20 protein-coding genes are annotated in these 26,023 nt (G+C 66.7%); 2 read left to right on the top strand and 18 right to left on the bottom strand.

Features of this window, described 5'->3' with window-relative positions:
* Positions 1-203: 203 nt before the first annotated feature.
* The 8 genes from AC1ROK_RS05115 to ahcY all read right to left on the bottom strand — a co-directional run bounded on the left by AC1ROK_RS05115 (position 204) and on the right by ahcY (position 14,545).
* A complete protein-coding gene (locus tag AC1ROK_RS05115; protein WP_492844466.1) occupies positions 204-1,853 on the bottom strand; it encodes a glycoside hydrolase family 3 protein in 1,650 nt (549 codons plus the stop codon).
* 162 nt (positions 1,854-2,015) lie between these two features.
* Positions 2,016-2,339: a thioredoxin gene (gene trxA / locus AC1ROK_RS05110; protein ID WP_055047561.1), complete on the bottom strand. Its 324-nt coding sequence runs from the start codon at positions 2,337-2,339 to the stop codon at positions 2,016-2,018.
* A 320-nt stretch (positions 2,340-2,659) separates the two neighbouring features.
* A complete protein-coding gene (gene trxA / locus AC1ROK_RS05105) occupies positions 2,660-2,983 on the bottom strand; it encodes a thioredoxin (protein ID WP_055047562.1) in 324 nt (107 codons plus the stop codon).
* A gap of 79 nt (positions 2,984-3,062) precedes the next feature.
* Positions 3,063-6,482 (bottom strand): double-strand break repair helicase AddA, encoded by a 3,420-nt coding sequence (gene addA, locus AC1ROK_RS05100; RefSeq protein ID WP_492844463.1) that lies wholly within the window; start codon positions 6,480-6,482, stop codon positions 3,063-3,065.
* Positions 6,479-9,433, bottom strand: coding sequence for a double-strand break repair protein AddB (gene addB / locus AC1ROK_RS05095; RefSeq protein WP_492844461.1), 2,955 nt, complete (start codon positions 9,431-9,433; stop codon positions 6,479-6,481). The genes addA and addB overlap by 4 nt, the downstream gene beginning before the upstream one ends.
* Before the next feature lie 240 nt (positions 9,434-9,673).
* Positions 9,674-10,123, bottom strand: a complete 450-nt coding sequence (gene tsaE, locus AC1ROK_RS05090; protein ID WP_492844459.1) for a tRNA (adenosine(37)-N6)-threonylcarbamoyltransferase complex ATPase subunit type 1 TsaE — start codon at positions 10,121-10,123, stop codon at positions 9,674-9,676.
* 39 nt (positions 10,124-10,162) lie between these two features.
* Positions 10,163-12,568 (bottom strand): sensor histidine kinase, encoded by a 2,406-nt coding sequence (locus tag AC1ROK_RS05085; protein ID WP_492844457.1) that lies wholly within the window; start codon positions 12,566-12,568, stop codon positions 10,163-10,165.
* Between the two features lie 576 nt (positions 12,569-13,144).
* The gene (gene ahcY / locus AC1ROK_RS05080) at positions 13,145-14,545 is read right to left on the bottom strand and encodes an adenosylhomocysteinase (protein ID WP_492844455.1); all 1,401 of its coding nucleotides are present in this window, start codon (positions 14,543-14,545) and stop codon (positions 13,145-13,147) included.
* 155 nt (positions 14,546-14,700) lie between these two features.
* Here ahcY and AC1ROK_RS05075 point away from each other — a divergent pair, with 155 nt between their 5' ends.
* A complete protein-coding gene (locus AC1ROK_RS05075; RefSeq protein WP_492844453.1) occupies positions 14,701-15,507 on the top strand; it encodes a hypothetical protein in 807 nt (268 codons plus the stop codon).
* Positions 15,508-15,577: 70 nt separating this feature from the next.
* Here the strand turns inward: AC1ROK_RS05075 and AC1ROK_RS05070 are convergent, their stop codons facing one another.
* From AC1ROK_RS05070 to AC1ROK_RS05035, 8 genes are all read right to left on the bottom strand, one after another.
* Positions 15,578-16,093: a DUF2937 family protein gene (locus AC1ROK_RS05070; RefSeq protein ID WP_492844451.1), complete on the bottom strand. Its 516-nt coding sequence runs from the start codon at positions 16,091-16,093 to the stop codon at positions 15,578-15,580.
* A gap of 119 nt (positions 16,094-16,212) precedes the next feature.
* Positions 16,213-17,043: a tryptophan synthase subunit alpha gene (gene trpA, locus AC1ROK_RS05065; protein ID WP_492844449.1), complete on the bottom strand. Its 831-nt coding sequence runs from the start codon at positions 17,041-17,043 to the stop codon at positions 16,213-16,215.
* Positions 17,043-18,263: a tryptophan synthase subunit beta gene (trpB, locus tag AC1ROK_RS05060; RefSeq protein ID WP_492844447.1), complete on the bottom strand. Its 1,221-nt coding sequence runs from the start codon at positions 18,261-18,263 to the stop codon at positions 17,043-17,045. The genes trpA and trpB overlap by 1 nt, the downstream gene beginning before the upstream one ends.
* A 10-nt stretch (positions 18,264-18,273) precedes the next feature.
* Positions 18,274-18,924, bottom strand: a complete 651-nt coding sequence (locus AC1ROK_RS05055) for a phosphoribosylanthranilate isomerase (RefSeq protein WP_492844445.1) — start codon at positions 18,922-18,924, stop codon at positions 18,274-18,276.
* Positions 18,925-18,934: 10 nt separating this feature from the next.
* Entirely contained in the window at positions 18,935-19,282 is a 348-nt protein-coding gene (locus AC1ROK_RS05050; RefSeq protein WP_055047554.1) for a lipopolysaccharide assembly protein LapA domain-containing protein, read from the bottom strand.
* Between the two features lie 15 nt (positions 19,283-19,297).
* Complete coding sequence (locus AC1ROK_RS05045; protein WP_055876189.1) at positions 19,298-19,582, bottom strand: integration host factor subunit beta; 285 nt, start codon at positions 19,580-19,582, stop codon at positions 19,298-19,300.
* A gap of 35 nt (positions 19,583-19,617) precedes the next feature.
* Positions 19,618-20,565, bottom strand: a complete 948-nt coding sequence (sppA, locus tag AC1ROK_RS05040) for a signal peptide peptidase SppA (RefSeq protein ID WP_492844442.1) — start codon at positions 20,563-20,565, stop codon at positions 19,618-19,620.
* 255 nt (positions 20,566-20,820) lie between these two features.
* Positions 20,821-23,307, bottom strand: coding sequence for an ATP-binding protein (locus tag AC1ROK_RS05035; protein WP_492844440.1), 2,487 nt, complete (start codon positions 23,305-23,307; stop codon positions 20,821-20,823).
* A 129-nt stretch (positions 23,308-23,436) separates the two neighbouring features.
* Here AC1ROK_RS05035 and AC1ROK_RS05030 point away from each other — a divergent pair, with 129 nt between their 5' ends.
* The gene (locus AC1ROK_RS05030) at positions 23,437-23,631 is read left to right on the top strand and encodes a hypothetical protein (RefSeq protein WP_492844438.1); all 195 of its coding nucleotides are present in this window, start codon (positions 23,437-23,439) and stop codon (positions 23,629-23,631) included.
* A gap of 18 nt (positions 23,632-23,649) precedes the next feature.
* Here the strand turns inward: AC1ROK_RS05030 and AC1ROK_RS05025 are convergent, their stop codons facing one another.
* Both AC1ROK_RS05025 and rpsA read right to left on the bottom strand, forming a co-directional pair.
* A complete protein-coding gene (locus AC1ROK_RS05025) occupies positions 23,650-24,156 on the bottom strand; it encodes a GNAT family N-acetyltransferase (protein WP_492844436.1) in 507 nt (168 codons plus the stop codon).
* 148 nt (positions 24,157-24,304) lie between these two features.
* A complete protein-coding gene (gene rpsA / locus AC1ROK_RS05020; protein WP_492844434.1) occupies positions 24,305-26,002 on the bottom strand; it encodes a 30S ribosomal protein S1 in 1,698 nt (565 codons plus the stop codon).
* Positions 26,003-26,023: the final 21 nt, after the last annotated feature.

Below are 26,023 nucleotides of genomic sequence, written 5' to 3'. Positions count from 1 at the left end.
GCGGCCAGCTTCGGCGCGGTAGCGTGCCTGACTGATAGAGACGACCCCCTCCCATCCTCCCCCATAAAGGGGGAGGTGAAGAGTCGAGGCTCTGTCTTCGATCGTGCCAAACGCACCAGCGGGGCACCGCCCCCTTTATGGGGGAGGATGGGAGGGGGCCGTCTCTATCGGCGAGCGCCCTCACAGGGCACTGAGTGTGCTCCTCAATACCTTGCATCCTCCAGCCCGCAGAACGGGTCGACCGGTGAGTTCCGGTTCCACTGGATATCGCCGAGCAACGCTTCCACCACCGCCCGCTGCATCGTCTCGGTGGTCGAGTAGGCGTTGATGTAGGTCGGCACCCGGGGCGCGTCGTAGAGCATGTAGGGATAGCCGAACGAGATCATCGCGGTCGGGATGTCGTGCCAGTGGCGCTGCATCGCCTTGCCGAAACTGCCGGTCAGCCGCAGCCAATCGAGGAAGATCCGGCCGCGGGTCAAGAGCGTTTCGTCGCCGAACAGGTAGAGCACCAGGTCGAAGCTCTGGGCGCTCACCTCGGTGGTGGCGTCATGCAGCGTCACCTCGAAACCCCTCTCGCCAAGCAGGTCGGGCAGCGCGAAGGGCAAGGGGTGCGGCAGGAACGGGAAGACGATGCCGCCGGAGATCACCAGGATCCGCTTGTGCCTCACGGGATCGAGCGGCAGCAGGTTCTGGGTGTCCTTGACCAGGGTCGGCGCCCGCTTTGCCACGGCGTGGGCATAGGCCCGGTTCTCGGCACTGCCGATCGCGCCGCCGGTGGCGGGCTGGTGGAGGCCGACCGCGGCCTTGAGGCCGAGCTGGCGGATCACCGCCTCGTCGACCCGCTGCCAGCTCAGCCGGCCATCCGCCAGCGCCGCTTCCAGATAGGCGAGGTCCTGCTCGTAATCATCGGAGAACAGGATCACGTCGCAGCCGGCGCTGACGAGTTCCGGCAGTGTGTCGCTGCGCTTGCCCCAGGCGCCGAGCCCTGCCATCGGCGTCGCGTCCGAAACGATCAGCCCGTTGAAGCCGAGCCGGTTGCGCAGCAGTTCCTCGTTCAGCAGCCGGCTGACCGAGGCCGGCCGGAACGCCTCGAGCCCGGCATCGGGATCGAGCGCGCGCACGAAAGCCGGGAGCGCGATATGCGCCGACATCACCGAAAGCGCGCCGGCGGCGATGGCCCCCCGATAGAGCCGCCCGAAACTGGCCTCCCACGCCTCCATCGACAGCGGGTTGATGGTGGTGACGAGGTGCTGGTCGCGATCGTCAAAGCCCTCGCCGGGCCAGTGCTTGATCGCCGAGGCGACGCCGTGCTGCTGGAACACCCGCATCTGCGTGATGGCGTGCCGCTCGATGGTCGCGACGTCCGAGCCGAAGCCACGGGTCGCGACGATGGCGCTGCGGAACGCGGCGTTGATGTCGAGAACCGGGGTGAAGCTCCAGTTGATGCCGATGGCCCGGGCTTCCTCGGCCATGATCCGGCTGACCTCGGCAGTGACCTCGACATCGTCGATGGCTGCCAGCGCCAGCGGATTGGGCATCTCGGCGCCGGCCGCGAGGGACATCCGGCTGCCTTCGAGGTCGGCCGAGATCAGCAGCGGCACCGGCGCAGCGGCGTTGAGATCGGCAAACAGCGCCCGCTCCGCCGCCACATCCGCGCCGGCATGCCGGGTGATGCCGCCCGGCCGGAACGCCCGAATTCGCTCGATGTCGGCGGCATCCATGCCGCGCGACAGCAGCGTGAACAGCTGGCGGAGCTTGTCGTCCGGTGTCAGCGCCGCAAAGCGCTGCCGAACCCAGGCAAGCGCCTCGGCATCGAGGTTGAACGGAGCTTTGGTGAGGTTGTCGAAATTCATGCAGTCCTCCGGTGCGGAGGGCTGACTAGAGCAATTTCACCGTTTCATTGAAACGGCGAAATGCTCCAACTCGCTGAACTGTCGCGCTCTCGAACCGGAAAAGTCTCACAACCTTCCTGAAAGCGCTCCGTGCCTGATCGCACCGGAAAGCCCTGCCTCAAATTAGGCCGCGAACTGGTCGAGCCACTTGATCAGCTGCACGCGCGACTGCCCGGCGCCGACCTTGAAATCCACCGGTTCGCCATCCTTGAAGACGATCAGCGTCGGCATGGCGCGCACGTTGTACTTCACCACGGTCGAAGGGTTGGCATCGACGTCGAGCTTGACGATCTTCACCTTGGCGGCGAGCTCGGTCGAGAGGTCGTCGAGGATCGGGTCCATCGCCTTGCAGGGCGGGCACCATTCGGCCCAGAAATCGACCAGTACCGGCTTACTTGAGTTCAGCACTTCGGCTTCGAAGTTCTGGTCGTTGACGCGCGTACCCATGATCGTCTCCATCGTCGATTGGCGATGGACGGTACAGGGAGTCGGGCGCGGTGGGAAGGGATGGGTTTGCGTGGAGATGCGCATCGGGGGAACGTTGCCCTCGAAGCTCCCCCAACCACGTGTCACCCCGGCGAAGGCCGGGGCCCATCCTGAGGTGGCGCGGCCCCGCGCTGGAGCCCAAGCATCTCAGGATGGATCCCGGCCTGCGCCGGGATGACAGCGGTGGGGGTGGATGCATCGTCAGCTCCGGCCGGCAAACAAAAACGCCACCGGCGGGAGCCAGCGGCGTTTTCTTACCGGAAGCAGCGAGTGACGCGCCCTTAGGCAGCGTGGCTCTCGAGCCACTTCGCGAGGCCGGCCTTGGGGGTACCCGCGCCGATCTTCATGTCGGCGGCTTCGCCGCCCTTGAACAGGATCATCGTCGGGATCGAACGGACGCCGTACTTGACGGTGGTGTTCGGGTTGTCGTCGACGTTGAGCTTGACGATCTTCACCTTGCCCTGCAGCTCAGTCGAAAGCTCTTCCAGAACCGGCGAGATGGCGCGACACGGGCCACACCACTCGGCCCAGAAATCTACGAGCACGGGCTCCTTCGAGGACAGGACTTCCTCGCCAAAATTGGCGTCGGAAACGTGGGTTGTCATTGGGATTGCCTTTTGGGTTGAAAGCGGCGGTCTGTTTGATCCAAAAGCTAGGTAGAGTCCAGCGTGACTTCAACGAACGTCACCGGATGGTGAACCCCCGCGCCGCGTTCGCCAAGGCGGCGTCGGGCAATTTTAGCAGCGATTCCAACTCAGTCCAGAGGATGCCGGCTTCTATCCTCTGCCCCGGGAAAAGCTGCTTTGCAACAAGCGCATAGAGCCCGAGCTGCAGGAGATAACCGGGTTTGACCCGCTCGGGTTCCATCACCGGGTCGGCATCAGACTTGAAATCGACCAGCAGCACGCCACCCGGCGTCACGACCATCCGGTCGATCCGGCCGGCAATGGTCACGGTCTCGCCCTTGTGCTCGGCAGTGGCGAGGAACGGGACTTCGGCGCGGCTGTCCTCGGCAAACAGGTGTGCCAGTTCCGGCCGCGACAGGATCGACAGCGCCTTGGTGGCGAGCCCCTGATGCCGGGCCGGCGCTTCGGGCAACAGCAGCGGCAGGGCGCGCGCCGCGACCGCTGGTCGATCGGCTGGGGCGACCCTGGCGAGGTGCTGCAGCAAGGCATGAAGCGCCGTGCCGGCGAGCCGCGCCGTCGTGGGGTCGAGCCCCTCTTCGAGCCGCGTCGCCAGCGTGCGGTCGGGATCGGCCGGCGTCTCGACGCTCGATGGCCGCAACACCTTGCGCACCTTGCGCTCCGGCAGCGGCTTCAGATCGAGCCCCGGGCCGCCGAGATCGACCGGCGCCTCGACCGGCTTGAGCTTCGCCGGCGCCGGCCGCTCCCTGGGATAGAGCAGCGCCGAGGTATTGCCATCGGCATCGGTGACCGTTTCGCTCAGCGGCCCCAGCCCCTGCTCGATCGCCTCGTACCAGCTGCCATCAACCTTGCCCTGCTTGGTCAGGTAGCCGGTGACGTAAAGCTCGTCCTCGGCCCGGGTCATGGCGACATAGAGCTTCCGCCAGTATTCCTTGAGCTGGTCGCTGTCGGCCTCGTCCTTGAAGCCAGTGGTGGCCGGGGCGTGGGTTGCCGATGACGAAGCGTGAACGAAGAGCGGCGGCTGTGCCCGCAAGTAGATGCTGCGCCGGTCGCGGCCGCGCTCGGTGCTGGCGGCATCGGCAAGGATGACGATCGGCGCCTCGAGCCCCTTGGCGCCATGCACCGTCATCACCCGCACGCCGGCGCCGCCTTCTGCCAGCTCGCGCTTGATCGTCACCTCGCGCGAGCGCAGTTCGGCCAAAAAGCCGAGCAGCGAGGGCTGCGGCGATTGCTCATGCGACAGCGCCAGGTCGAGGAACTCGGCCATCACGTCGTCGATCTCCGAGCCGAAACGGCCACGCATGCACTTGAGACCGCCGCCGGCATAGAGCACGTCGGCGTAGAAGTTGAACGGCCGCTCGAAATCCAGCCGGTTGCGCCAGCGATAGAGCTGCTCGTAGGCCGCCTTCACCGAGGGGATTTCAGCGCTTTCGATGGCCCGCCACAGGCGCTTGTCGCCGCGCGGCTGCGCCACCGCCAGCAGGTCATCCTCGCTGACGTCGAACAGCGGCGAGCGCAGCAAGGCCGCCAGCTGCAGGTCGTCGGCCGGGTTACTCAGCACATCGCCGAGCGCCATCATGTCGAGCACGCCGATATGGGTGGTGACCGCCAGCCGGTCGGCCCCCGGCGTCGGCACCCCGGCGCGGATCAGCGCCCGGATGATCTCGTGGAACAGGATGCTGCGCACCTGGACCAGGATCAGCACATCGTCGGCGCTCACCGCCTTGCCGCGCGGCCCCAGCGGGCGCTTCTGGTCGATCCAGCCCTTGATCTCCCGGGCGATCTTCTCGGCCACCTGGCGCTGCGCGCTCTGCGTCTGGATCAGCGGCGGCTCGGTCGGCCAGTTCTCGGGGTCGGTCTCTTCCGCCTGGTCCTTGATCGGCGGCCAGAGCGTCACCACCCCGCCGGCATCGGCACGGGCGGTCGAATGCGCGACGCCCGTCGCCTCGAGCGCCCCGTCCTTGAGGTCGGCGCGCTTGAACACCTCATCGACGGCGTTGAGGACGTTAGGCAAGGTGCGAAAACTGTAGCGCAGCGGCACCGGGGTGATCTCGAAATGCGCGGCGCGGGCGCTGAAGGCGTATTGCCGCCCAGCCTCGACGAACACTTTTGGGTCGGCGCCCTGGAACGAGAAGATCGACTGCTTCTGGTCGCCCACTGCGAACAGCGTGCGCGGTCGATCGGCGGCGCTGTCGCCGAAGAAGAAGTCGTCGATCAGCGCCCCCACCACCTGCCATTGCAGCGGGTTGGTATCCTGCCCCTCGTCGACCAGGATGTGGCTGAGGCCGGCATCGAGCTTGTAGCGGACCCAGGGGCCCTGCTGCTCGTCGCGCAGCAGCGCCGCGAGCCTTTCGATCAGGTCGTCGAAATCGAGCAGCGAACGGGCGCGCTTGGCCTTCTCGTAATGCGCCGAGATCGCCGCCACCACGTCGAGCATCGCCTCGCTGCGCGCCACCAGCTCAGCGGTGACCAGCTTCTGATGGAGCTGCTCGAGCCGCTGCCCCTCGGCCACGAGGCGCGCCGCGATATCGGGGATCAGCACCGCGGTGGCCTTCTTGATCAGGGTCTTACGCGCTGTGCGATCGGCCTGGGTCAGGAAGGCATCGAGCAGGTCGTCGGCATCCGGATTGGCAGGGTCGATCTGGGCGAGGCGATCGACGAAATCGGTGCCGTAGGGGTCGGGGGTGATGAGCGCGAAGATCGCTGCGTGGTCGTCGCGGCTGAGGCCGTAGCCGGAACTGATTTCCGCCATCACCTCGTCGATGCCGCCGACATTGCCGACGAGCTTGTGCAACTCGCGCTTGGCCGCCTGCGGCTGCGCCAGCACCCGGCGCAAGGTGCGCTGCTGGTTCAGCGCCTCGAGGATGGCAGTCTCGATCTGAAAATCACTGAGGAGGCCGAACAGCGTTTCGACCGCCGCCGCCTCGCCGCTGCCGCGCAGGCCTGCCGCCAGCACGGTCTCGCGCGCTTCGAGCAGCATGCTGTCGCGCTGGTGCTCTTCCAGCACGCTGAAATCGAACGGCACCGCCGCCTCGCGCGGGAAGCGGTGCAGCACGCTTTCGCAGAAGGCGTGGATAGTCTGTATCCGCAGGCCGCCCGGCGCTTCGAGCGCCCGGGCGAACAGCGAACGGGCGCGGAGCCGCATCGCCGGCGTCGGCGGCACGCCGGAGAGCGCCGTCAGGTCCTTGATCAGCTCGTCTTCGCTTTCGAGCGCCCATTGGCCCAGCCGTTCGGCGACGCGGCCGCGCATCTCGGCTGCCGCGGCCTTGGTGTAGGTGAGGCAGAGAATCTCCTCGGGCTTGGCGCCAGAGAGCAGCAGCCGCAGCACCCGGGCGGTCAGCACATAGGTCTTGCCCGAGCCGGCATTGGCCGTCACCCAGACGCTGCGCTCGGGGTCGGAGGCGTCGCGCTGCGCCGCAACGATCTGCTGCGGCATCGGGCTCAGAAGGCGCCGGCTCATGGATCATCCACTCCCGCGGTCAGCGTCCATTCGTCGGTGCGCGCCAGGTGATCGTACGGCCCGGGATACGATTTCCTCCCGGTTTCCACCCGCGGCCGGATGCGCGCCGCCATCGGCAAGCCGTCGACCAGCAGGAAGGCCTCGACGTGGCGTTGCATGCGGCGTTCGATCTCGCCCACCGCGTCCATCAGGCTCATGCCCTTCACGAGCTTGAACGGCTTGATCTGGAAGGCCGCCGGCCCGAGGCCGATCTTGATATAGGTGAGCGCCGAGCTGTCGCGGGGCGAGATGCCGGGGAACACCCCGGCGCGCGCCATTGCCGCTTCGAGGAGCAGCTGCGGCGCCTCGAACGCCGTCATGTCCTTGGGCTGCGGCACCCCGCCGGTCTTGAAGTCGATGATCTCGAGCGTGCCGTCGCGCTTCACGTCGAGCCGGTCCGCCTTGCCGACCAGGGTGAAGTTATCGAGCGCCGGAAACAGCCATTCGCCCTTGGTCTCGGCGTGGCGTTCGACGATCTCGGCGTCGCGCCGCCGCTCATAGTCGAGGAACTGCCGGGCGGCACGCTCGAAGCGCTTCAGCCAGATGTCGCGGCGCTCCTTGATGGCGTCGAGCCCGGCAAAGGCGTCGCGCGCCATCTCCATCATCTCGGGCAGCGCTTCGGGCAGTTCGAGATCAAGCCCGGCGTGGACGAATTTCTCGAACACGCCGTGGATCATGGTGCCGCGCTCGCGCGCGCTGGGCTCGGTACCGAGCGGCTCGATCCGTTTGAGGGCGAGCACATGCCGGGCGTAAATGTCATAGGGCGAGCGCATCAGCGGCTCGATTTCGGTGATCGACAGCCGCCGTGGGCGGATGCGGGCGGGCGGATTGGGCGCCGGGCGGTCGGCCGGGCGCGGCACGCCGGCATGATCGATCGCATCGGCCTCAGCCAGCCAGCGCATGCCCCGCGCCCGCGCCAGCCTCGCCTCGCTCTCGCCGATGAAGGCGTAGAGCCGCTGCAGCAGCGGCGAGGGCAGCGCCGGTGAGGTGCCGATGCGCTCGGCATAGGCGATGATCACCTCGGCATTGCCGGCGGCCATTACGAAATCATGCGCCGCCTGACCCTGCCGGCGCTCGGGCGGCTCGAGCCCGATGCCGATGCGCATGCCGCGGCTGAGCCAGGGGCCGGGGTCGGCGACCGGCGGCCAGATGTCCTCGTTCATGCCGGCGAGGATCATCAGGTCGGGGTTCATCAGGCGGGCTTCGAGTTCGCCCCAGATATGGATGTCGTCGCGCGCCGGCACCGGGTTCTGCGTCTTGCTGCCGGTGAGCAGCGCCTCGAGCACGGCTTCGAGGTCGAACGGCTGAAAGGCGGTGCCGCCCTGGTCGAGCGCCGCCAGTTCCTCGGCCCAACGGCGGAGCTCGGCGATCCCAGGCAGCTCGGCCTCGGCGATCAGCGCGTCGAGCGTCGTCAGCAGCGCCGAGGCGAGCTCGGGGGCGGTGATGCGCTCGCGCGTCCTGAGCGTCACGATCGGCGCCATCGCAGCATCGAGCCGATCGAGCAGTGCCGGCAGTTCGGCGTGGTCGGATAGGGCCCGCAAGCCGGCGATGCCGGCGCCGGGACGCTCCGAACGCAACCGCAGGTCGAGATGGTCGGTGAGCTTGCGGACGAGGAAGCGATCGAGGTCGAGCGACACGGCGGCGTTGCGCAGCAGCGAGATGATGTCGACCGGCGCATAGTCGTCGGTGGCGATGGCCAGCACCTGCCGCGCCAGCCGCCCGGCCGCCGACTGGAACAGCGGCGTGCCCGCCGCATCGTCGACCACCACGCCGTGGCGGTTAAGTTCGGCCGCGATGCGCCGCGCCAGCGTCTGATCGCGCGCCACGATGCCGACGGTCTTGCCCTCGGCCAGCGTAGCGCGGGCGGCCAGCGCGATGGCGCGCGCCTCGACGTCGGCGTTGCGGGCGGCGAGGATGCTGACGCCGTCGAGCGCCCGGCTCACCGGAATATCGGCGCGGAGGATCGGCCAGGCCGGCGTTTCGCTGGCCGGCGCCAGTGCTGCCTGCACCAGCGCGGTACGGGGCGTCTCACCGCCCAGTTCCACCACCTCGCCGACGCCGGCCTCGAGGCTGCGCAAGAGCTTCATCAGGCCATATTGCGGATGGCCCTGGGTGGTCTCGCCGTTGATCATCCGGTCGTGGCGATCCGGGGTGAACGAGGTATCGAGCCCCGGCAGCACGACGACGCCGCGCGGCAGTGCTGCCACGGCCTTGAGCAGCGCCGCGGTGGCGGGGATCGAGCCGGTGGAGCCGGCGGCGATCACCGGGCGCTCGCCATAGACGAAGCTCGCCGCCCCCGCCTGGCGCAGCAGCCGCTCGTTGCGGGCGGTGGCGGCGTCGATGCGGCCACGTTCTGCGAGGATCGCCGGCCAGGCCTGCAGCGCCACGTCGAGGAACTCCAGCACCTTCTGCCAGTTATCGGCCAGCTCTTCGGGCACCAGTTCCTTGAGCTTTTCGGTAGCGATGCCGGCGATGGTGAAATCGTCGATCACCTCGCCCAGCGAGTCGGCGAGCCAGAAGATCTCGGCCGGGTTGGGCGGGGTGGCAAAGCTCTCGGCCCGCTCGGCGAACAGCCGCACCAGATGCGACAGGGTCAGCCGGCGTTCGAGCAGCGAGGCCGCGGGCTTGCTGGCCGGCGCATCGAAGGGCGGCAGGAACGGCTCCTCATCTGCCACCTCACCGCCAAAGGTCCGGATGTCGGGCAACAGCACCGTACCACCGAGGCGCCGCGCGAATTCTTCGGCAAGGACGAAGCGGGCGCGCCGGGTGGGGAGGATGATGGTGATGTCGCTCAGCCAGAAGGCGCCCTGGCGCGGCCAATCGCCCAGCAAGCGGCCATCGAGCACCCGCTCGGCGAGCGTCGCGAGAAAGGGCGCGTGGGGCGCGATAGTGAAGAGCGAGTCGCGGCGCATGGTCGGCGATTTGACTCGGTGGGACGCGGGAAGTCCAGCGGCGTAGTGCCGCCGGTTGAGGGGGCGGCTATATACGCTTGCCCACCCAATGGCGCCGCAAACTCGGTGTCATCCCCGCGAAAGCCGGGACCTCCGTTTTCTTGGCCGGCACCGCAAACAGGGGTTCCCGCTTTCGGGGGAATGACTCCGTGGGTGTGGCGATTGAGGAGCGGTGTGCAGAGTACGCGATCCCGTGGAGAGCTACAAAACCCGTCCGTCTTCGAACTCCACCGTCACCATTCGACCGTCGCCACCCGAGGGCACTGCAAGGGAGACGCGAACCGTCGCCTGCTGCACCACCTCGTCCGAGCGCTCCGGCCATTCGACCAGGACGATCGCGTCGGTCCGGTCGAACAGGCCGAGTTCGTCGACCTCGCGCGGGCTGGAGATGCGGTAGAGGTCGGCATGCAGCGCGGGATGGCCGTTGGCTTCGTAGGGCTGCACCAGGGCAAAGCTCGGCGAGGGCACATCGAGCCCGGCATCACCGACGAGGGTGCGGATCACGGTGCGGGCCAAAGCCGTCTTACCGGCGCCGAGATCGCCTTCGAGCAGCACCAGGTCGCCCGGACGCAGCACCGCAGCGAGGCGGCGGCCGAGATCGGCGGTCGCGTCGTCGTCGGCGAGGAACAGGGTCTGTGGCGTGGCGCTCATCGGTTTCGGATAGCCGAGGATGGCAGCGGACGCAAAGCCCTACTCGGCGGCGCCGGCCATGGCGGCGTCGCTGGGGAGGCTCACGACAATGCGGGTGCCACGCGGCTCGCGCCGCTCCACCGCTATGGTGCCGCCATGCATGTTGACGAAGGCGCGGACGATCGAGAGGCCGAGGCCGGCGCCGCGCTGGCGGACCGGGCCGGCCAGCGCCTCGTTGCGATCGAGCAGCGCGACGCGCATTTCCTCGCTCATCGGGGCGCCCTCGTCCTCGACGACGAACTGGATGCGACCGGTGCGGCCGCTGACCGTGAGCCGTACCTCGCCACCCGGCTCGGAGAAGCGGGCGGCGTTCGAGAGGAGGTTATAGAGCACGTTCACGATGCGGGTGCCGTCAGCGATGAACGGCGGCAGGTCGGGTTCGACGATGACCTTGAGATTGAGCGAGGGCTCGCCATCGATATCGGGGAAAGTGGCGGCGAGGCCGGCACGCGCCTTGTCGACCAGGGTCGCGACATCCTGCGGCTCGGGCTGTAGCTCGGCAATGCCGGCATCGACCGTCGCGAGGTCGAGAATGTTGTCGATCAACACGCCCAGCGTGGCGCTCGAGGCGCGGATGAAGTCGGTGTAGCTGTGCTGCTTGTCGTTGAGTTCGCCGGCGGCGCCCGAGGCGAGCAGGTCGGCAAAACCGATGATGTTGGTGAGCGGCGAGCGCAGTTCGTAGGAGACGTTCTGCACGAACGCATCCTTCAGCCGGTCGGCGGTGATCAGGGCGTCGTTGCGCTCCTTCAACACCCGCTGGTAGTTGGCGCTCTCCGTTACATCGAGGAAGGTCATCATCGTCTGGCCGTCGGGCAGCCGCACGATGGCATAGTCGATCAGCTTGCCGTCGGCCCGGGTGATGCGACCCTGCCGATCGGAGCGCGTCGGGTTGAGATCGATGATCGAGCGCTTCAGGTCGCGCCAGATCGTCGCCCCGTCTTCGGGCAGGGCCCGCGCCGCGGCCTCGGCGATCTGGTCGATATGCGGCGTCTCGGCGAAGAGGTTCGCCGGCAGCTTCCACACCGTCGAGAGTTTCGGGTTCGACAGCGTCAGCCGCCCATTGGTGCCGAACACCGCCACGGCTTCGCTCAGCGCGTTGAGGGTCGAACGCTGCACGTCCAGCACAACCTTGTGCTGGCTCTTCAAGTTCAGCTGGTCGGTGATATCCTCGAAGACATAGATCACCCCGCCCTTCGGCCCGGCCGGAGCGGCAATCACCTGCACGGTGCGCCCGTCGGGCAGGTGCCAGGGCTCGAGTTCCTTGGGCACGCGCAGCTGGTAGGCGCTGAGGTGCCGGGTGCGCCAGCCCTGATAGTCGGGCTCGTTGGGCAGCTTGCCGTCAGTGCGGAGCTTGTCGAGGATGGCGCGCTCGTCCATGCCGAGCTTCAGCCAGTTCGGGTCGATATCCCACATGGTGCAGTAGGCGCGGTTGAACTGCACCAGCTCGCGATTGGGATTGAAGATGGCGATCGGCGTCGCCAGTGCATCGATGATGGCGCTGAGATGCGACAGCCCGGCATCGCGCGGGGCACTGTCCTGGCGGGCATGCAGGTAGCCGGCCGAGCCACCATTGACCGGGAAATCGACGACCTCGAAATCGCCGATCTCACCCAGCGTCACCATGGTGCTCTGGGGCTTGCGCGCATCGCCAAGAATGGCGCGGTTGCGCTGCAACAGGCCGTAGTCGACCAGTTCGGCCGGCTGGCTCTCGCTGGTCTTGCGGCCCAGCGCCCGCGCCAGGTCGTGGTAGGCGGCGTTGGCGAAGACGAGGCGGCCGGCTCCATCGCGCAGGAATGCCGGCTTGCCGAGGCTGGCGAGCACCGTACGGGCCGTGGCGTGGTCGGTGGCGGTCTGCGTGGCTTGCGATACCGAAGCTGCTGCAACCAGTTCGCCCTGCGGTGCAATCGCCGCCGGCCGGAGCCGGAGGGCGGCGCCGTTGCCGAGCAGCGAGCCCGAGGCGCGCACGGTGCGGCCATCGCTGGCCTTGAGCGTCAGCTCGAAGCCGCGGCCGCCGACGCGGAGATTTTCGATGGCGCGGGCGATGCGATCGGCATCGGCCTCGCCGAGCCAAGAGGCGAAATCCAGTACCGCTTCAGCGCGGCGCCCGGGGGGCAGCAGGGCCGAAGCCTGGCCGAGGAAGCGCGGGCCTTCGCCGGCGCTGGCCCACAGCACGATGATTTCGCGGCCGCCCGAGAGCAGCGCCTCATATTCGTCGACGCGGGCGCGGAGCCCGGCGATCTGTTCTGCGGCGCGGGAGCGCGCCAGCCGATTGTCGCGCAGCATGCGGCGCACCAGCGCCATGGCGATCAGCGCGAAGGCGCCGGCGCCGAGTGCGATGGCGACGGGCGCAGCACCCATCACATTGTTGGCAGTGATGCCCTGGGCCAGGGCGGGGGACGCACTCAAAAGGGTTACCAGACTCGCTGATAGACCTGCGAATCCCCAATCGTTCCGGACCCTATCCGGCGCCATATACTGCCCCTAACCGATTATGCCGCTCATCGCTGCCCGGACCGGACAGCGAACACCGCACTTGCCGCCGCGCCGAGCCCCATTGATTCGCCGCGCCTTCGGCAGGCCAAAACCCGTAACCGCCGAATCACCAGACATTACCGGGCGCGGAATCGCGCAAAAAGAGTCTAATTGTATGTGAACAGCGGGGAATGCCCCGAGAATGGGAGTTGACCCGAGTCCGAACAGTGAACGCTTCGTTAACGCCGCGCTGATTTGGGGGGATTATTTTGCCGGGTGCGGTGCGTGGGCCACCGGCCCCTCCTGTGATCCTCCCCCGCGTGGCGGGGGAGGGGGACCGCCCGAAGGGTGGTGGAGGGGGCGGCAAGACCGCCGGTTAGATTTGGCCGCCCCCTCCACCAGCTTTGCTGGTCCCCCCTTCCCCCGCCACAAGGGGGAGGATCACCGCACCGCCGGTGCAATGAAAAAGGGCGCCCGCTGGGCGCCCTTCAGAGTTCGAAGCGTAACCCGTCAGTAGCGGTACTGCTCGGACTTGAACGGGCCGGTTTCGCTGACGCCGATATAGTCGGCCTGCGATTTCGACAGCTTGGTCAGCTTGGCGCCGAGCTTGGCGAGGTGGAGTTCAGCCACCTTCTCGTCGAGGTGCTTGGGCAGCACGTGCACGGCCTTGGTGAGCTTGTCGCCATTGGTCCACAGCTCGATCTGCGCCAGGGTCTGGTTGGCGAACGAGGCGCTCATCACGAAGCTCGGGTGGCCGGTGGCGTTGCCGAGGTTGACGAGGCGGCCTTCCGACAGCAGCACGATGCGCTTATTGGCCGAGAGCTCGACGATATCGACCTGCGGCTTGACGTTGGTCCACTTGAAGTTGCGGAGCTCCGCCACCTGGATCTCGTTGTCGAAATGGCCGATGTTGCAGACGATCGCCATGTCCTTGAGGTTGCGGATGTCGTCGAGGCTGACGACGTCCTTGTTCCCCGTCGCGGTAACGACGATGTCGGCGCGGTGCGCGGCGTCCTCGAGGGTCACCACTTCATAGCCGTCCATCGCCGCCTGCAGCGCGCAGATCGGATCGACTTCGGTGACCAGCACGCGGGCGCCTGCGCCACGCAGCGACTGGGCCGAGCCCTTGCCGACGTCACCATAGCCGCAGACGATCGCTACCTTGCCGGCCAGCATCACGTCGGTGCCGCGGCGAATGGCGTCGACGAGGGATTCACGCGTGCCGTACTTGTTGTCGAACTTCGACTTGGTGACGCTGTCGTTGACGTTGATCGCCGGGAAGGGCAGCTCGCCCTTCTGCTGCAGCTGATAGAGCCGCATGACGCCCGTGGTGGTCTCTTCGGAGACGCCGCGGATGTTGGCGCGGATCTTCGAGTAGAATTTCGGGTCCTGCGCCAGGCGCTTCTTGATCAGCGCGAAGAAGATTTCCTCTTCCTCGGAGTGCGGGTTAGCCAGCACCGACGGATCGGTCTCGGCCTTGGCGCCGGTCAGCACCAGCATGGTGGCATCGCCGCCATCATCGAGGATCATGTTGGGGGTCTGGCCGCCGGGCCATTCCATCATGCGGTCGGTGTAGTCCCAGTATTCTTCGAGGCTCTCGCCCTTCTTGGCGAACACCGAGATGCCGGCGGCGGCGATGGCGGCGGCGGCATGGTCCTGGGTCGAGAAGATGTTGCAGCTGACCCAGCGGACATCAGCGCCGAGCGCCTTCAGCGTCTCGATCAGCACGGCGGTCTGGATGGTCATGTGGAGCGAGCCGGCAATGCGGGCGCCCTTCAACGGCTGCTTTGCGGCATATTCCTCGCGGATCGCCATCAGGCCGGGCATTTCGATCTCGGCCATGCCGATTTCCTTGCGGCCATAATCGGCGAGGCCGATGTCGCGGACCACGTAGTCGTTGTTGCTGGCCATCGGCCCTGTCTCCGTCTTGTCGTGCTGTTGCGGTCTTATACTGAAGCTGGAGGCCGCTATCAACCGGGATATAAAGAAAGCTTTATGTCTCACCTCTTGACCGCCGAAGGCCAGCAGTGTGTGGTTGCGGGCGGGGGGCTTGAGGAGAGAAAGCCGTGCGACGCACGACATTGTTTCGACAGGCTATTTTTGCCGCCTCGGCGGTATGGACCATACTGCTTGCGGCGCCGGCTTCGGCCTGTTCCGACCTGCCCAACATCTGCGCGATGAATGCGCAACACCACCAGAATATGGTCGACATTTCGTCTGGAATGTATTCCTACGGCGATTACTACGGAGAGGAAGAATATTACGGCGACGACTATTACGACAGCGGCTACTATAGCGGCGACATCGACTATTCGGCCTATGCCGAGGATCCGGGCCGTTCGCTGAGCAACGAGGCGGCAAGCTTTGTCAGCGCAGTAAGCGCCGAGCAGGCGGCGCTCGAGGAACGGCTGCAGGACCCGGGCTTCCGCAAGGCCTATGAGCGCTACAGCAAGGGCGGCTGGGACTATTTCCAGGACAACGCCAAGGCTGCACCGGGCGAGTATTGTGCCGCCCTCTACTGGCGGGGCGAAGGCATGGTGCGCCTGTCCGGGCCGGGCGGCGACTATGCCGGAGCACTCATCACCTTCTGGGGCCCGAATGTCCCGACACCTGCAGAGGTGAAAACCATCAGCGTGACGCTCGATCAGGCCGATGGCGCGCCGCAGAAGGTCAAGGCGTTCAACTATCGTCTCGCCGGCGATGCCTGGGGCGCCATCGCACTGGCCGTGCCCAGTATCGAGGCGGCGCTCGACGGCATGGAAGACACGCAGAGCTTCAAGCTGCTGGTCGGCAACAAGAAAGTTGCCGAGGTCGAGTGGCAGGGTGGCCTCAAGGCAAAGAGCAAGCTGGAAAGCTGCCTCAGCCGCGGCTGAGCCGAGCGACAAGATGGCGGCCGATCAGGCTGCCGCTTTGGCCCGCTTCATGCGGCTCGACAAAGGCCCCTCAGGGCCGGCGCTCGACATAACGCACGCGACGGCGCCGGAACGGCAACATCAGCACCCCGACGATTGCCGACAGGATCACGTAGCCCACGCCGAAGCCGGCGGCGGCATAGCTCAGCCCTTCGACCGTCACCGGCACCGCCGGCTGGTAATCGCTGAGGGTGCGCTGGCCGATCTCAGTATCGAAATACTCCGGCATCCGGGTAAATCGCTCCCAGCCGGCGGCGCCGCGCACTTCGGCCAAGGTGGCAGAGAGCTGCTGATAGCGTGAGAAGGTCCGTGCCATCGACTCGCCGCGGGCGGCAATGAAGCTGTCGCCGGTCTTCGAATAGCGGTCGATCGCCTGCTCCAGAGTGAGACCCGCCTCCTTTGCCGCGACCTCGAACTCGGCAGTGATGATGCGCAGCTCGTCGACCGCGCCGCCCAGGCGCTGGGTGTATTGCTGGGCATATTCGGGGAACTGGCTGAGGCACAGCCCAAGCGCCAGGCCGCCAAGTATGCCGAGTGTCCTGCGCATCAGAGAGCTCCGTTCCCAACTGCAACGGCACGACAGCGCGTGCCGTTCCGAACATAGGAACAGTTGGTGAGCGAGAGGCTAACTCGCCAGACCTCGGAAGTCGGAGGGCCTTGCTGCGGTCAGGCGGCCGCCTTCGCCCGCTTCACGCCGCTCGAGAGGCCCGCGACCAGTGTCGTCACCGCGGCAACGGTGCCGGCCGTGGCCTTGCCGTTCTCGAGCGAACCGAGCACGGCGTTGCAGATGGCAGTTCCGACGGCGATGCCATCGGAGTCGCGGCCCATGCGGGCGGCGTCGTCGGCGGTCTTGATGCCGAAGCCGACCACGACCGGCAGGTCGGTATGGCCCTTGATGCGGGTGACCGCTTCGCCCACCGCGGCATGGTTCTTGATGCTGGCGCCGGTGATGCCGGTCATCGAGACGTAATAGACGAAGCCCGAGGTGTTGTTGAGCACCGCCGGCAGGCGGGCGTCATCGGTGGTCGGGGTGGCGAGCCGGATGAAGTTGAGGCCGGCCTTCAGGGCAGGAATGCAGAGCTCTTCATCTTCCTCGGGCGGCAGGTCGACGACGATCAGGCCATCCACCCCCGCGGCCTTGGCAGCCGTGAGGAAGGCATCGACGCCGAAGATGTAGATCGGGTTGTAGTAGCCCATCAGGACGACCGGGGTCTCGTCGTCCTTTTTGCGGAAGGCCTCGACCATCGCCAGCGTCTTCTTCATCGTCTGGCCCGCCGCGAGGGCGCGCTGGCCGGCAGCCTGGACGCCCGGGCCATCGGCCATCGGGTCGGAGAACGGCATGCCGAGTTCGATGATGTCGGCGCCGGCGCCCGGCAGCGCCTCGAGGATGGCCTGGGCGGTGGCGAGGTCCGGATCACCGGCCATGGTGTAGGCGACGAGCGCCGGACGGTTCTGCGAGGCACAGAGCGCAAAACGTGCGGGGATGCGGGTGGTCATCAGCTGTTCATCCCGAGGTAGCGGCCGACACTTTCGACGTCCTTGTCGCCGCGGCCGGAAAGGCAGAGGACGATGGTTTCGTCCTTGCTCATAGTCGGCGCGACCTTCATCAGCTGCGCCAGGCCATGGGCGCTTTCCAGCGCCGGGATGATGCCTTCGAGCCTGGTGCAGAGCTGGAAGGCGTCGAGCGCTTCCTGGTCGGTGATGGGCGCGTAGGTGACGCGCTTGGTATCATGCAGGTAGGAGTGCTCGGGGCCGACGCCGGGATAGTCGAGGCCGGCCGAAATCGAGTGCCCCTCGAGGATCTGGCCGTCGGCATCCTGCAAGAGGTAGGTGCGGTTACCGTGCAGCACGCCGGGGCGGCCGCCGGTCATCGAGGCGGCGTGGCCGTTCTCGACTTCGATGCCATGGCCGCCGGCTTCGGCGCCATAGAGCTTGACCGAGGGATCGTCGAGGAAGGCGTGGAAGGTGCCGATGGCGTTGGAGCCGCCGCCGACGCAGGCGACGACCGCGTCGGGCAGCCTGCCGGTCTCGACCTGCATCTGCGCCTTGATCTCTTCGCCGATCACCGACTGGAAGTTGCGCACCATCTCCGGATAGGGGTGCGGGCCGGCAGCGGTGCCGATCAGGTAATAGGTGGTCTCGACATTGGTGACCCAGTCGCGCAGCGCCTCGTTCATGGCGTCCTTGAGCGTGCCGGCGCCGGCGGTAACCGGGCGGACCTCGGCGCCGAGCATCTTCATGCGCAACACGTTGGGATATTGCCGCTCGACGTCGGTGGCGCCCATGAACACCACGCAGGGCAAATCGAACTTGGCGCAGACCGTCGCCGTCGCCACGCCGTGCTGGCCGGCGCCGGTCTCGGCGATGATGCGGGTCTTGCCCATGCGCTTGGCGAGCAGGATCTGGCCGAGCGTGTTGTTGATCTTGTGCGAGCCGGTGTGGTTCAGCTCTTCGCGCTTGAAGTAAACCTTGGCCCCGCCAAGCTGCTCGGTCAGCCGCTCGGCGAAATAGAGCGGCGAGGGGCGGCCGACATAGTGGGTGGCGAGGTGCTTGATCTGAGCCTGGAACGCAGGATCGGCCTGTGCCGCGCGATAGGCCTTCTCGAGGTCGAGGATCAGCGGCATCAGCGTTTCGGCGACGAAACGGCCGCCATAGAGCCCAAAGCGGCCCTGCTCGTCGGGGCCGTTGCGAAGGGAATTGGCCCCGGTCGCGGTCACTGCTGAACTCCTACCCGTGTGCGGCTCGCGCCTGCTCGATGAAAGCCCGGATCAGCGCCGCGTCCTTGACGCCGGGCGCGGTTTCGACGCCGGAGGAGACATCCACGGCCATCGGTCGAACGGCCCGGATTGCCTCTCCCACCGTCTCGGGCGTGAGGCCCCCGGAAAGCATGAATGGAAGGCTGGGGTCAAGCGCCTTGAGCAGGCTCCAGTCGAACGGTACGCCGTGTCCGCCGGTGCGATCGGCCCCTTTGGGCGCCTTGGCGTCGAGCAGGATGCGATCGGCGACATCGGCGAAGTCGGCGACATGCGCCACATCGTCGGCGGTGCTGATGCCGATGGCCTTCATGATGGCGATGCCGGCCTCGTCGCGGATCGCCTCGACCCGATGCGGCGTTTCGGGGCCGTGCAACTGGATCCAGTCGGGCGACAAAGCGGCGATTTCCATGACGCAGGAATTGTCCGGATTGACCAGGACGACGCAGGTTTCGATCCGGCCGCGTGCTGCCGAGATCAGCTCCTGCAGCGTTTCGAGGTCGACATGCCGGGGGCTGCGCTCGAAATGCATGAAGCCGACTATGTCGGCGCCGGCGTCGATGGCCGCGTCGAGCAGGGCCGGGGTCCTGATGCCGCAGATCTTGACGATGAGGGGGTCGGACATGTGCCTTGGATCAGTTGGGAACGAAATCTTCGGCGCCAAGCGCCGGGGGTTCGGGCGAGCGGCGGGCAACCTCCAGCTCGCGATGCAACCGTTCGGTCTCGCGCTTGAAATGGCGCTCGTCGCGGCGATGCGGCCCCTGGGCGAACCAGGTGGCGACGCCGCCGAGCAGCACGCCGACCAGCAGCACGGCAAACAGCACCAGGAACAGCGGCACGCCGACACCCGGCGAGCTCAGGGCTTCGACCGGCGCGAAGGGGTTGAAGTTCACCACCACCAGCTGGCGGTTGGCCAGGGCGAACACAATCAGCACCGCGCAAAGCGGCACCAGCACGAACCAGCCGACAATGCGTCTAATCATCGGAAATGCCAGACATCATCCCGCGCGATTGATCCGCTCACGGATTTCCTTGCCGGCCTTGAACTGCGGCACGTACTTCTCGCCCACGTCGACGGTTTCGCCGGTTCTGGGATTGCGGCCGACACGCGCCGGCCGGTTCTTCACCGAGAAGGCACCGAAGCCGCGCAGCTCGACGCGGTCACCGCGGGCCATCGCATCGCCGACCTCATCGAGGATGGCGTTCACGATGTTCTCGATATCGCGCTGAAACAGATGCGGATTCTCGTCGGACAGTCGCTGCACGAGTTCGGACTTGATCATACCGCCCCCCGGCGCACTCCACGGGTCGATGGGGTTCACATCGATGGGTTAGCCTGCCAAAGCGAGACCAAACCGTCAAGGGACATCGCCCCGTCGACACTCGAACGCATCACTTCGGCAGCGCTCTGGCCGAGCCAGCGGGTGACGCCTAACCAGCCTTCGGCCGGCAACGGAAAGTAATCGACGACCGGCAGGTCGGCGGCGATGGATTTGTCGGACTCGAGCCAAGTAATGGCCTCGGCTTCGCCGCCGATCGCATCGATCAGCCTGCTATCGACGCCCTGGCGGCCGGTGATGATGCGGCCATCGGCCAGCGCCAGCGTTTCGGGCCGCGGAATGGCGCGGCGTTCGGCGACGATATCGACGAACCACTCGAACGAATCGTTGACCAGCGCCTGCAGCGAGGCGCGAACCTCGCCCTGCATCGGCTCGTTGAAGTCGGGCTCAGCCTTAAGCGGGCCGGTCTGCACCTTGTCGAAGTTGACCCCGATTGTGCTCAGGAGCTTGCCCGCATCGACATGCTGGTAGAGCACGCCGATGGAGCCGACGATCGACAGCCGGCGGGCAAAGATGCGGTCGGCGGCGATGGCGGTCATATAGGCCGCCGAAGCACCGAGCTCGCTGATCACTGCGACCACCGGCTTCTTGGCGCGCAGCGCACTCAGCGCCTCGTAGAGCTCTTCGCCGCCGGCCGTGGTGCCGCCGGGGGAGTTGATGGCGACGACCACGGCTTTCACCGCATCGTCCTCGGCGAGCTTGTCGAGGATCTTGAGGCGGGCCGGGTCGGTCATGATGGTGCCGGTAATGCTGACCCGGGCAATGCGGTCGCCGGGGCCGCCCTGCTCCATGGCGAAGCGGCCGACAAGAGCCAGGACGGCCGCGGCCAGCGCCAGGAAGAACAGCACCCGCCAAAGGCGGCGCGAACGGCGCAACCGGGCATTGGCGGGGATCAGGTGCGCGGCATCGCCGGAGGTGTCGGTCATCGGAGCCTCATGCAGGAGTGCAGCGAGGTAACCCGCGGGCCACGGCAAATGCAAGGCGGGGCTGGGTCGCGGGCCAAGGCTCTGCAAGTCCCCCAAACTCGGTGTCATCCCCGCGAAAGCGGGGAACTCCGTTTGCGATCTAGCGGCAAGCCAAGAAGACAGAGGTTCCCGCCTTCGCGGGAATGACCCGGTGGGTGTAGCCGGGATCACGCAGTGGGTGGGGAAGAGTCAGTGCACCATTGAATATCGACCGCCTTACACCTTCAGCCGCTGCCGCTCGGTCTTGATGAAGCCGGCGAGATGATCGGCCTCGAACAGGGTGAGCGCCCTGCCCTGCTGCAGCAGGCGGTCGCGCTCGGTTCGGCCCAGCGCTGCCTCGAGCGTGGCGGAGAGCCGATTGCGCTGCATTTCCTCGGTGGCCTGGCGGCCATCGATCCAGCCCTCGAAACTCTTGTCGGTGAAGCCGACCAGGAGCGCCGCGACATCGAAGGCGCCGCGAGTCGCGAGGAGTTCGGCGGCGTTCTGCAACAGGCACCAGTGCCACTGGCCGCCATCGCGCGGCACGATCTCGGCCGCCTCGTAGAGAGGGGCGACCGCGCCGTCGAAATCGCCCAGCGCCATGCGGTAGGCGGCGTTGTTGTTGAGATGGAAGCCGAGCAGCAGGCTGCGGCCGGCGGCACGCAATTCGGGCATAATCTGATTGGAGAGCGACAGCGCACGAACCGTGTCGCCGCCCTTGTGCAGCATTTCGGCAAGGTTCATCACCGAGCGGAAGCGGCCCTTGGGGTTGCCGACATCGAGATGCATGGCAAGGCCAGCTTCGGCGCGGGCGAGCCCCGACATGGTGTCGCCACGGGTCCAGGCCTGGGTGCCGATGCCCACCAGCGCCCAGGATTTCACCTTGCTGGGCGGCATGTCGGCGATCAGCGTTTCGAGTTCGGCGACCAGCGGCTCGGCATCGCCCTGATGATGAAAGAAGATGGTGATCCAGGCGGTGAGCACCAGCGCCTGGGTGTAGCGCAACCGGTCGTCGCTCTCACGGAACCAGGCCAGCGCCGGCTCGAGCCCCTGATAGGCGCGGACATCCATGGCGTTGTAGCGGCCGATCTCGCCCAGGGCCAGTTGCAGCCGCGCGGCAGTTTCGGGCGGCACGGCGCCGACCAGCGACATGCCGGCCTCGATGGTCGCAAGCCCCTCGGCGCCGAGCTGCTCTTCCATGAAGTAGCGGTAGGAGCCGGCGGCGATCTCGACATAGGTCGGCCAGTCGGCGCGGTTCTTGGTCCAGGCCAGGGCAGCGCGGAGGTTATCGCCATCCGGGCGGTAGATCTGGTCCCAGCGCTCGTCGGGCAGCACCTCCCAGCGCAGCACGCTGTCGGCGAACAGGTCGCGGATATAGGCGGCGTGCCGGTCGCGGGTGATGATGTCCTCGCCGGCCTCGGCCAGCTTGTCGAGGGCGAAATGACGGGTGGACTCGAGCAGGCGGTAGCGCGCCCGGTCCTGCCCGTCGCGAACGACGAGGGAGCGGCGAACCAGTTCGGCGACCCGCACCTCGGCCCCCTCGCCCGCCACCGCGTTGACAGCGGGGATGGAGAAACTGCCCTGGAACACGCCGAGGGCGCGCAGCGTGCGCTGATCTTCGGGCTCCAGCAGGTCGTAGCTCCAGGCGAGCGACGCGGCGAGCGAACGATGGCGCGGCAGCGCCGGATCCCAATCGGCCTCGAGGCTGGCCAGCTGCTGCTCGAGCTGGCGGTCGACGGTTTCGATGCCGACGGTGGCGGCGCGGGCGGCGGCCATCTTCAGCGCCAGCGCCACCCCGTCGAGGCGGCGGCAGAGCCGGGCGACGATCGGCAGCTCGTCGGCGGAGAGCTTTTCGCCGAACGCCTCATAGCAATAGGCGAGGAACTGCGCCGACGCGGCGTCGGCCAGCTCGCCCTCGCCGCTGACGGCGAAGGGCAAAAGCTTGAAGACGTGCTCGTCGGGCAAGGCCAGCGGCACCTGCGACGTCGCGAGGATGCGGATATCGGGCACCTCGGCCAGCAAGGCGCGGATGACGCGGGCCGCGGCGCCGCGAACATGCTCGCAATTGTCGAAGATCAGCACCGCTTCGGTTGGCCTCAGATACTCGACGATCGACTCGAGCGAGCGGCTGCCGGCGCGGAACGGCACGGCGAGGGTCTGGATCAAGACGCTCTCGATGAACTCGCCGCTGCCGAGCGAAGCAAGGTCGACCATCCACACGCCGCCATCGACCGGACCGAGCGTCTCGGCCACTGCGACGGCCAGCGTGGTCTTGCCGACGCCGCCGGGGCCGAGGATGCTGACCAGCCGGTGCTGGTCGAGCAGGCGCGCCACCGCCTCGATTTCGGTTTCGCGCGCGACGCAGTCGGCGCGATAGCGCCCAAGGTTGCCGTCGGCGCCGGCGGCGAGCGGCCGCATCGGCTCATCGTCCTCCACCGGCGCGGGACCGACATATTTGTAGCCTCGGCCGTGCACGGTGGCGATGAAGCCGGGGCCGAGCGCCTTGCGCAGCGCCGACATATGGACCTGCAGGGTATTCTCCTCGACCACCACGCCGGGCCACACCGCATCGAACAGGGCCGCCTTGTCGAGCAGCTGATTGGGCTGGGCCAAGAGGGCGTCGAGCAGGTCGAAGGAACGGCCCGAAAGCTCGATCAGCCCGTCGGGGCCGATGAGCTCGCGTTCACGCGGCCGGATCCGGTAGTCGCCGAAGCGTTTTTCCATTGCGCCACCATAGCCTGATCCCCTGATTCAGGTCGATCAGGACTGCTTCAGAACTCTTCAGGATTGCCCCAAGGACTGCCGGGCCGGGCCGGGCGATGATCAGCGCATCAGATCGGAGGAGACGGACAAATGCTGTACCAGCCCAAGCCCCGCAACCCTGCCGCAGCGCTCGCCCGGCAGGTTCTCGTCGCCATCGCCGGCGTGTTCGGCGGTCTCGGCCGCGGCCAGTCCGACGGCGCCTATCTCGACGGCATGCGCGGCGGCGAACTCGAAGACCTCGGCCTCCGCCGCGGCGACGACGGTAGCTACCGGACGTTCAAGTGACACCACTTGCAAGCAAGCTCAGTCGAGCTTGCGCACCATGTAGCGGGCGGCTTCCTCGTAGCTCAGCAGCTTGCCGTAGAGCTCGGGGACGTCAGTGATTTCGAAGCCGTGGCGTTGCCAGAACGGGATCGAGCCGTTGACGGCGACCAGCGTCATGGTGGGGTAGCCTTCTACGCTGGCGTGCTTGACCAGCGCCTGGACGATCTTGGACGCCGCGCCGACCCGGCGGGTGACCGGCAGCAGGCAGAGATCGTGCAGATAATAGGTATCGGGCTCGGCCGGCAGCGCCTTCAGCAGGGTGTTGAGGGGCGGCAGCGTGCCATAGAGCCAGGGGTGGCTCAGCACATAGCCCGCCGGCTTGTCGGCGATCTCGAGCAGATAGCAGCCGTTGCGGTAGAGCTTCAGGCGCTCGGCCAGCACCTCGGGCGTTTCGAAGAAATCGACATGCACGGTATCGGCAATGCCCTGCACGGCCGGCAGGTCATAGCTGGTCATGGCGCGCCAGGCGACATCCTTCAGAAGCATCGGTTCCCCCAAACAAAGGGCCCGCACCTGTTGGTGCGAGCCCTCCGGAGCGCTTTCAGGAAAAGTTGCAGACTTTTCCGGTTCGAAAAGCGCGACCAAATCAAACAGATGCAGACCCGCGGGGTGCCGAAGCACCCTGCGGAAACGCTTACTTCTCGTCGCGGCCCTTGAGGGCAGCGCCCAGGATGTCGCCGAGCGAAGCGCCCGAGTCCGACGAACCATAGGCGGCCACGGCTTCCTTCTCCTCGGCGATTTCAAGCGCCTTGATGGAGAGCTGGATGCGCTGGGTCTTGCGATCGTACTGGGTGACGCGCGCGTCGACCTTCTCGCCCTTGGAGAAACGCTCCGGACGCTGGTCGTTGCGGTCACGCGACAGATCGGCGCGGCGGATGAAGGCGGTCATCTCGGTGTCGTTGATGCGCACTTCGATGCCGCCATCGTTGACCTCGGTCACCGTGCCGGTCACCACGGAACCCTTGCGGATGCCGTCGCCGCCGGCATCGGCCACTTCGCCGACCGCCAGCTGCTTGATGCCGAGCGAGATACGCTCCTTCTCGACGTCGACGTCGAGCACCTTGGCCTGGACGATATCACCACGGTTGTAGGCCTCGAGAGCCTGCTCACCCGGCTTCTGCCAGTCGAGGTCGGAGAGGTGGACCATGCCGTCGACATCGCCATCGAGACCAATGAACAGACCGAACTCGGTCTTGTTCTTGACCTCGCCCTCGACAACGGTACCGCTCGGGTACTTGTCGGCGAAGGTTTCCCACGGGTTGGCAAGCGTCTGCTTGAGGCCCAGCGAGATACGGCGCTTCTCGGGATCGACCTCGAGCACCATCACTTCGACTTCCTGCGAGGTCGAAACGATCTTGCCCGGGTGGACGTTCTTCTTGGTCCAGCTCATCTCGGAGACGTGGATCAGGCCTTCGATGCCCGGCTCCAGCTCGACGAACGCACCGTAGTCGGTGATGTTGGTCACGCGGCCGGTGAACTTGGCGCCGACCGGATACTTGGCGGCAATGCCATCCCACGGATCGGCCTGCAGCTGCTTCATGCCCAGCGAGATACGGTGGCTCTCGTGGTTGATGCGGACGATCTGCACCTTGATGGTCTCGCCGATCGACAGCACTTCGGACGGGTGATTGACCCGGCGCCAGGCAATGTCGGTAACGTGCAGCAGACCGTCGATGCCGCCGAGGTCGACGAACGCACCGTAGTCGGTGATGTTCTTGACCACGCCGTCGACGACCTGGCCTTCCTCGAGCTGCTGGACGATCTCGGAGCGCTGCTCAGCGCGGCTCTCTTCGAGGATCGCACGACGCGACACGACGATGTTGCCGCGACGCTTGTCCATCTTCAGGATCTGGAACGGCTGCGGCACATTCATCAGCGGGCCGATGTCGCGGATCGGGCGGATATCCACCTGCGAGCGCGGCAGGAAGGCAACGGCGCCTTCGAGGTCGACGGTGAAGCCGCCCTTGACCTGGTTGAAGATGATGCCTTCGACGCGCTGGTTGGCGTTGTACATCTCTTCGAGCTTGACCCAGCTCTCTTCGCGGCGAGCCTTCTCGCGCGACAGCACGGCTTCGCCGACAGCGTTCTCGACGCGGTCGACATAGACTTCGACGACCGAACCCACCTTGATGGTGCCGTCACGGCCGGCGGCGCCGAACTCCTTGAGCGCGATGCGCCCTTCGGTCTTCAGGCCGACGTCGATGATGGCGAGATCCTTCTCGATCGCCACGACGGTGCCCTTGACCACGGTCCCTTCCAGCGGCTCGTTCTCGAGGAACGAGTCCAGCAGCAGGGATTCGAAATCTTCCTTGGTAACAGTTTGAACTGCCAAACGACTTCTCCAATGCGCCCG

The organism is Devosia sp. GW821-FHT12F11 (assembly GCF_058806655.1).
This window is presented reverse-complemented; position numbering and strand designations above follow the sequence as displayed.

Coding starts and splice junctions, on each gene's coding strand:
- ahcY (WP_492844455.1), bottom strand. CDS start 14,545: ATGGCCAGCAACAACGACTACGTGGTCCGCGACATCGGCCTCGCCGAT.
- AC1ROK_RS05035 (WP_492844440.1), bottom strand. CDS start 23,307: ATGGAAAAACGCTTCGGCGACTACCGGATCCGGCCGCGTGAACGCGAG.
- trxA (WP_055047561.1), bottom strand. CDS start 2,339: ATGGGTACGCGCGTCAACGACCAGAACTTCGAAGCCGAAGTGCTGAAC.
- addB (WP_492844461.1), bottom strand. CDS start 9,433: ATGCGCCGCGACTCGCTCTTCACTATCGCGCCCCACGCGCCCTTTCTC.
- AC1ROK_RS05115 (WP_492844466.1), bottom strand. CDS start 1,853: ATGAATTTCGACAACCTCACCAAAGCTCCGTTCAACCTCGATGCCGAG.
- AC1ROK_RS05050 (WP_055047554.1), bottom strand. CDS start 19,282: ATGATTAGACGCATTGTCGGCTGGTTCGTGCTGGTGCCGCTTTGCGCG.
- trpA (WP_492844449.1), bottom strand. CDS start 17,043: ATGACCACCCGCATCCCCGCACGTTTTGCGCTCTGTGCCTCGCAGAAC.
- trxA (WP_055047562.1), bottom strand. CDS start 2,983: ATGACAACCCACGTTTCCGACGCCAATTTTGGCGAGGAAGTCCTGTCC.
- AC1ROK_RS05070 (WP_492844451.1), bottom strand. CDS start 16,093: ATGCGCAGGACACTCGGCATACTTGGCGGCCTGGCGCTTGGGCTGTGC.
- sppA (WP_492844442.1), bottom strand. CDS start 20,565: ATGACCGACACCTCCGGCGATGCCGCGCACCTGATCCCCGCCAATGCC.
- tsaE (WP_492844459.1), bottom strand. CDS start 10,123: ATGAGCGCCACGCCACAGACCCTGTTCCTCGCCGACGACGACGCGACC.
- AC1ROK_RS05030 (WP_492844438.1), top strand. CDS start 23,437: ATGCTGTACCAGCCCAAGCCCCGCAACCCTGCCGCAGCGCTCGCCCGG.
- AC1ROK_RS05025 (WP_492844436.1), bottom strand. CDS start 24,156: ATGCTTCTGAAGGATGTCGCCTGGCGCGCCATGACCAGCTATGACCTG.
- AC1ROK_RS05055 (WP_492844445.1), bottom strand. CDS start 18,924: ATGTCCGACCCCCTCATCGTCAAGATCTGCGGCATCAGGACCCCGGCC.
- addA (WP_492844463.1), bottom strand. CDS start 6,482: ATGAGCCGGCGCCTTCTGAGCCCGATGCCGCAGCAGATCGTTGCGGCG.
- AC1ROK_RS05045 (WP_055876189.1), bottom strand. CDS start 19,582: ATGATCAAGTCCGAACTCGTGCAGCGACTGTCCGACGAGAATCCGCAT.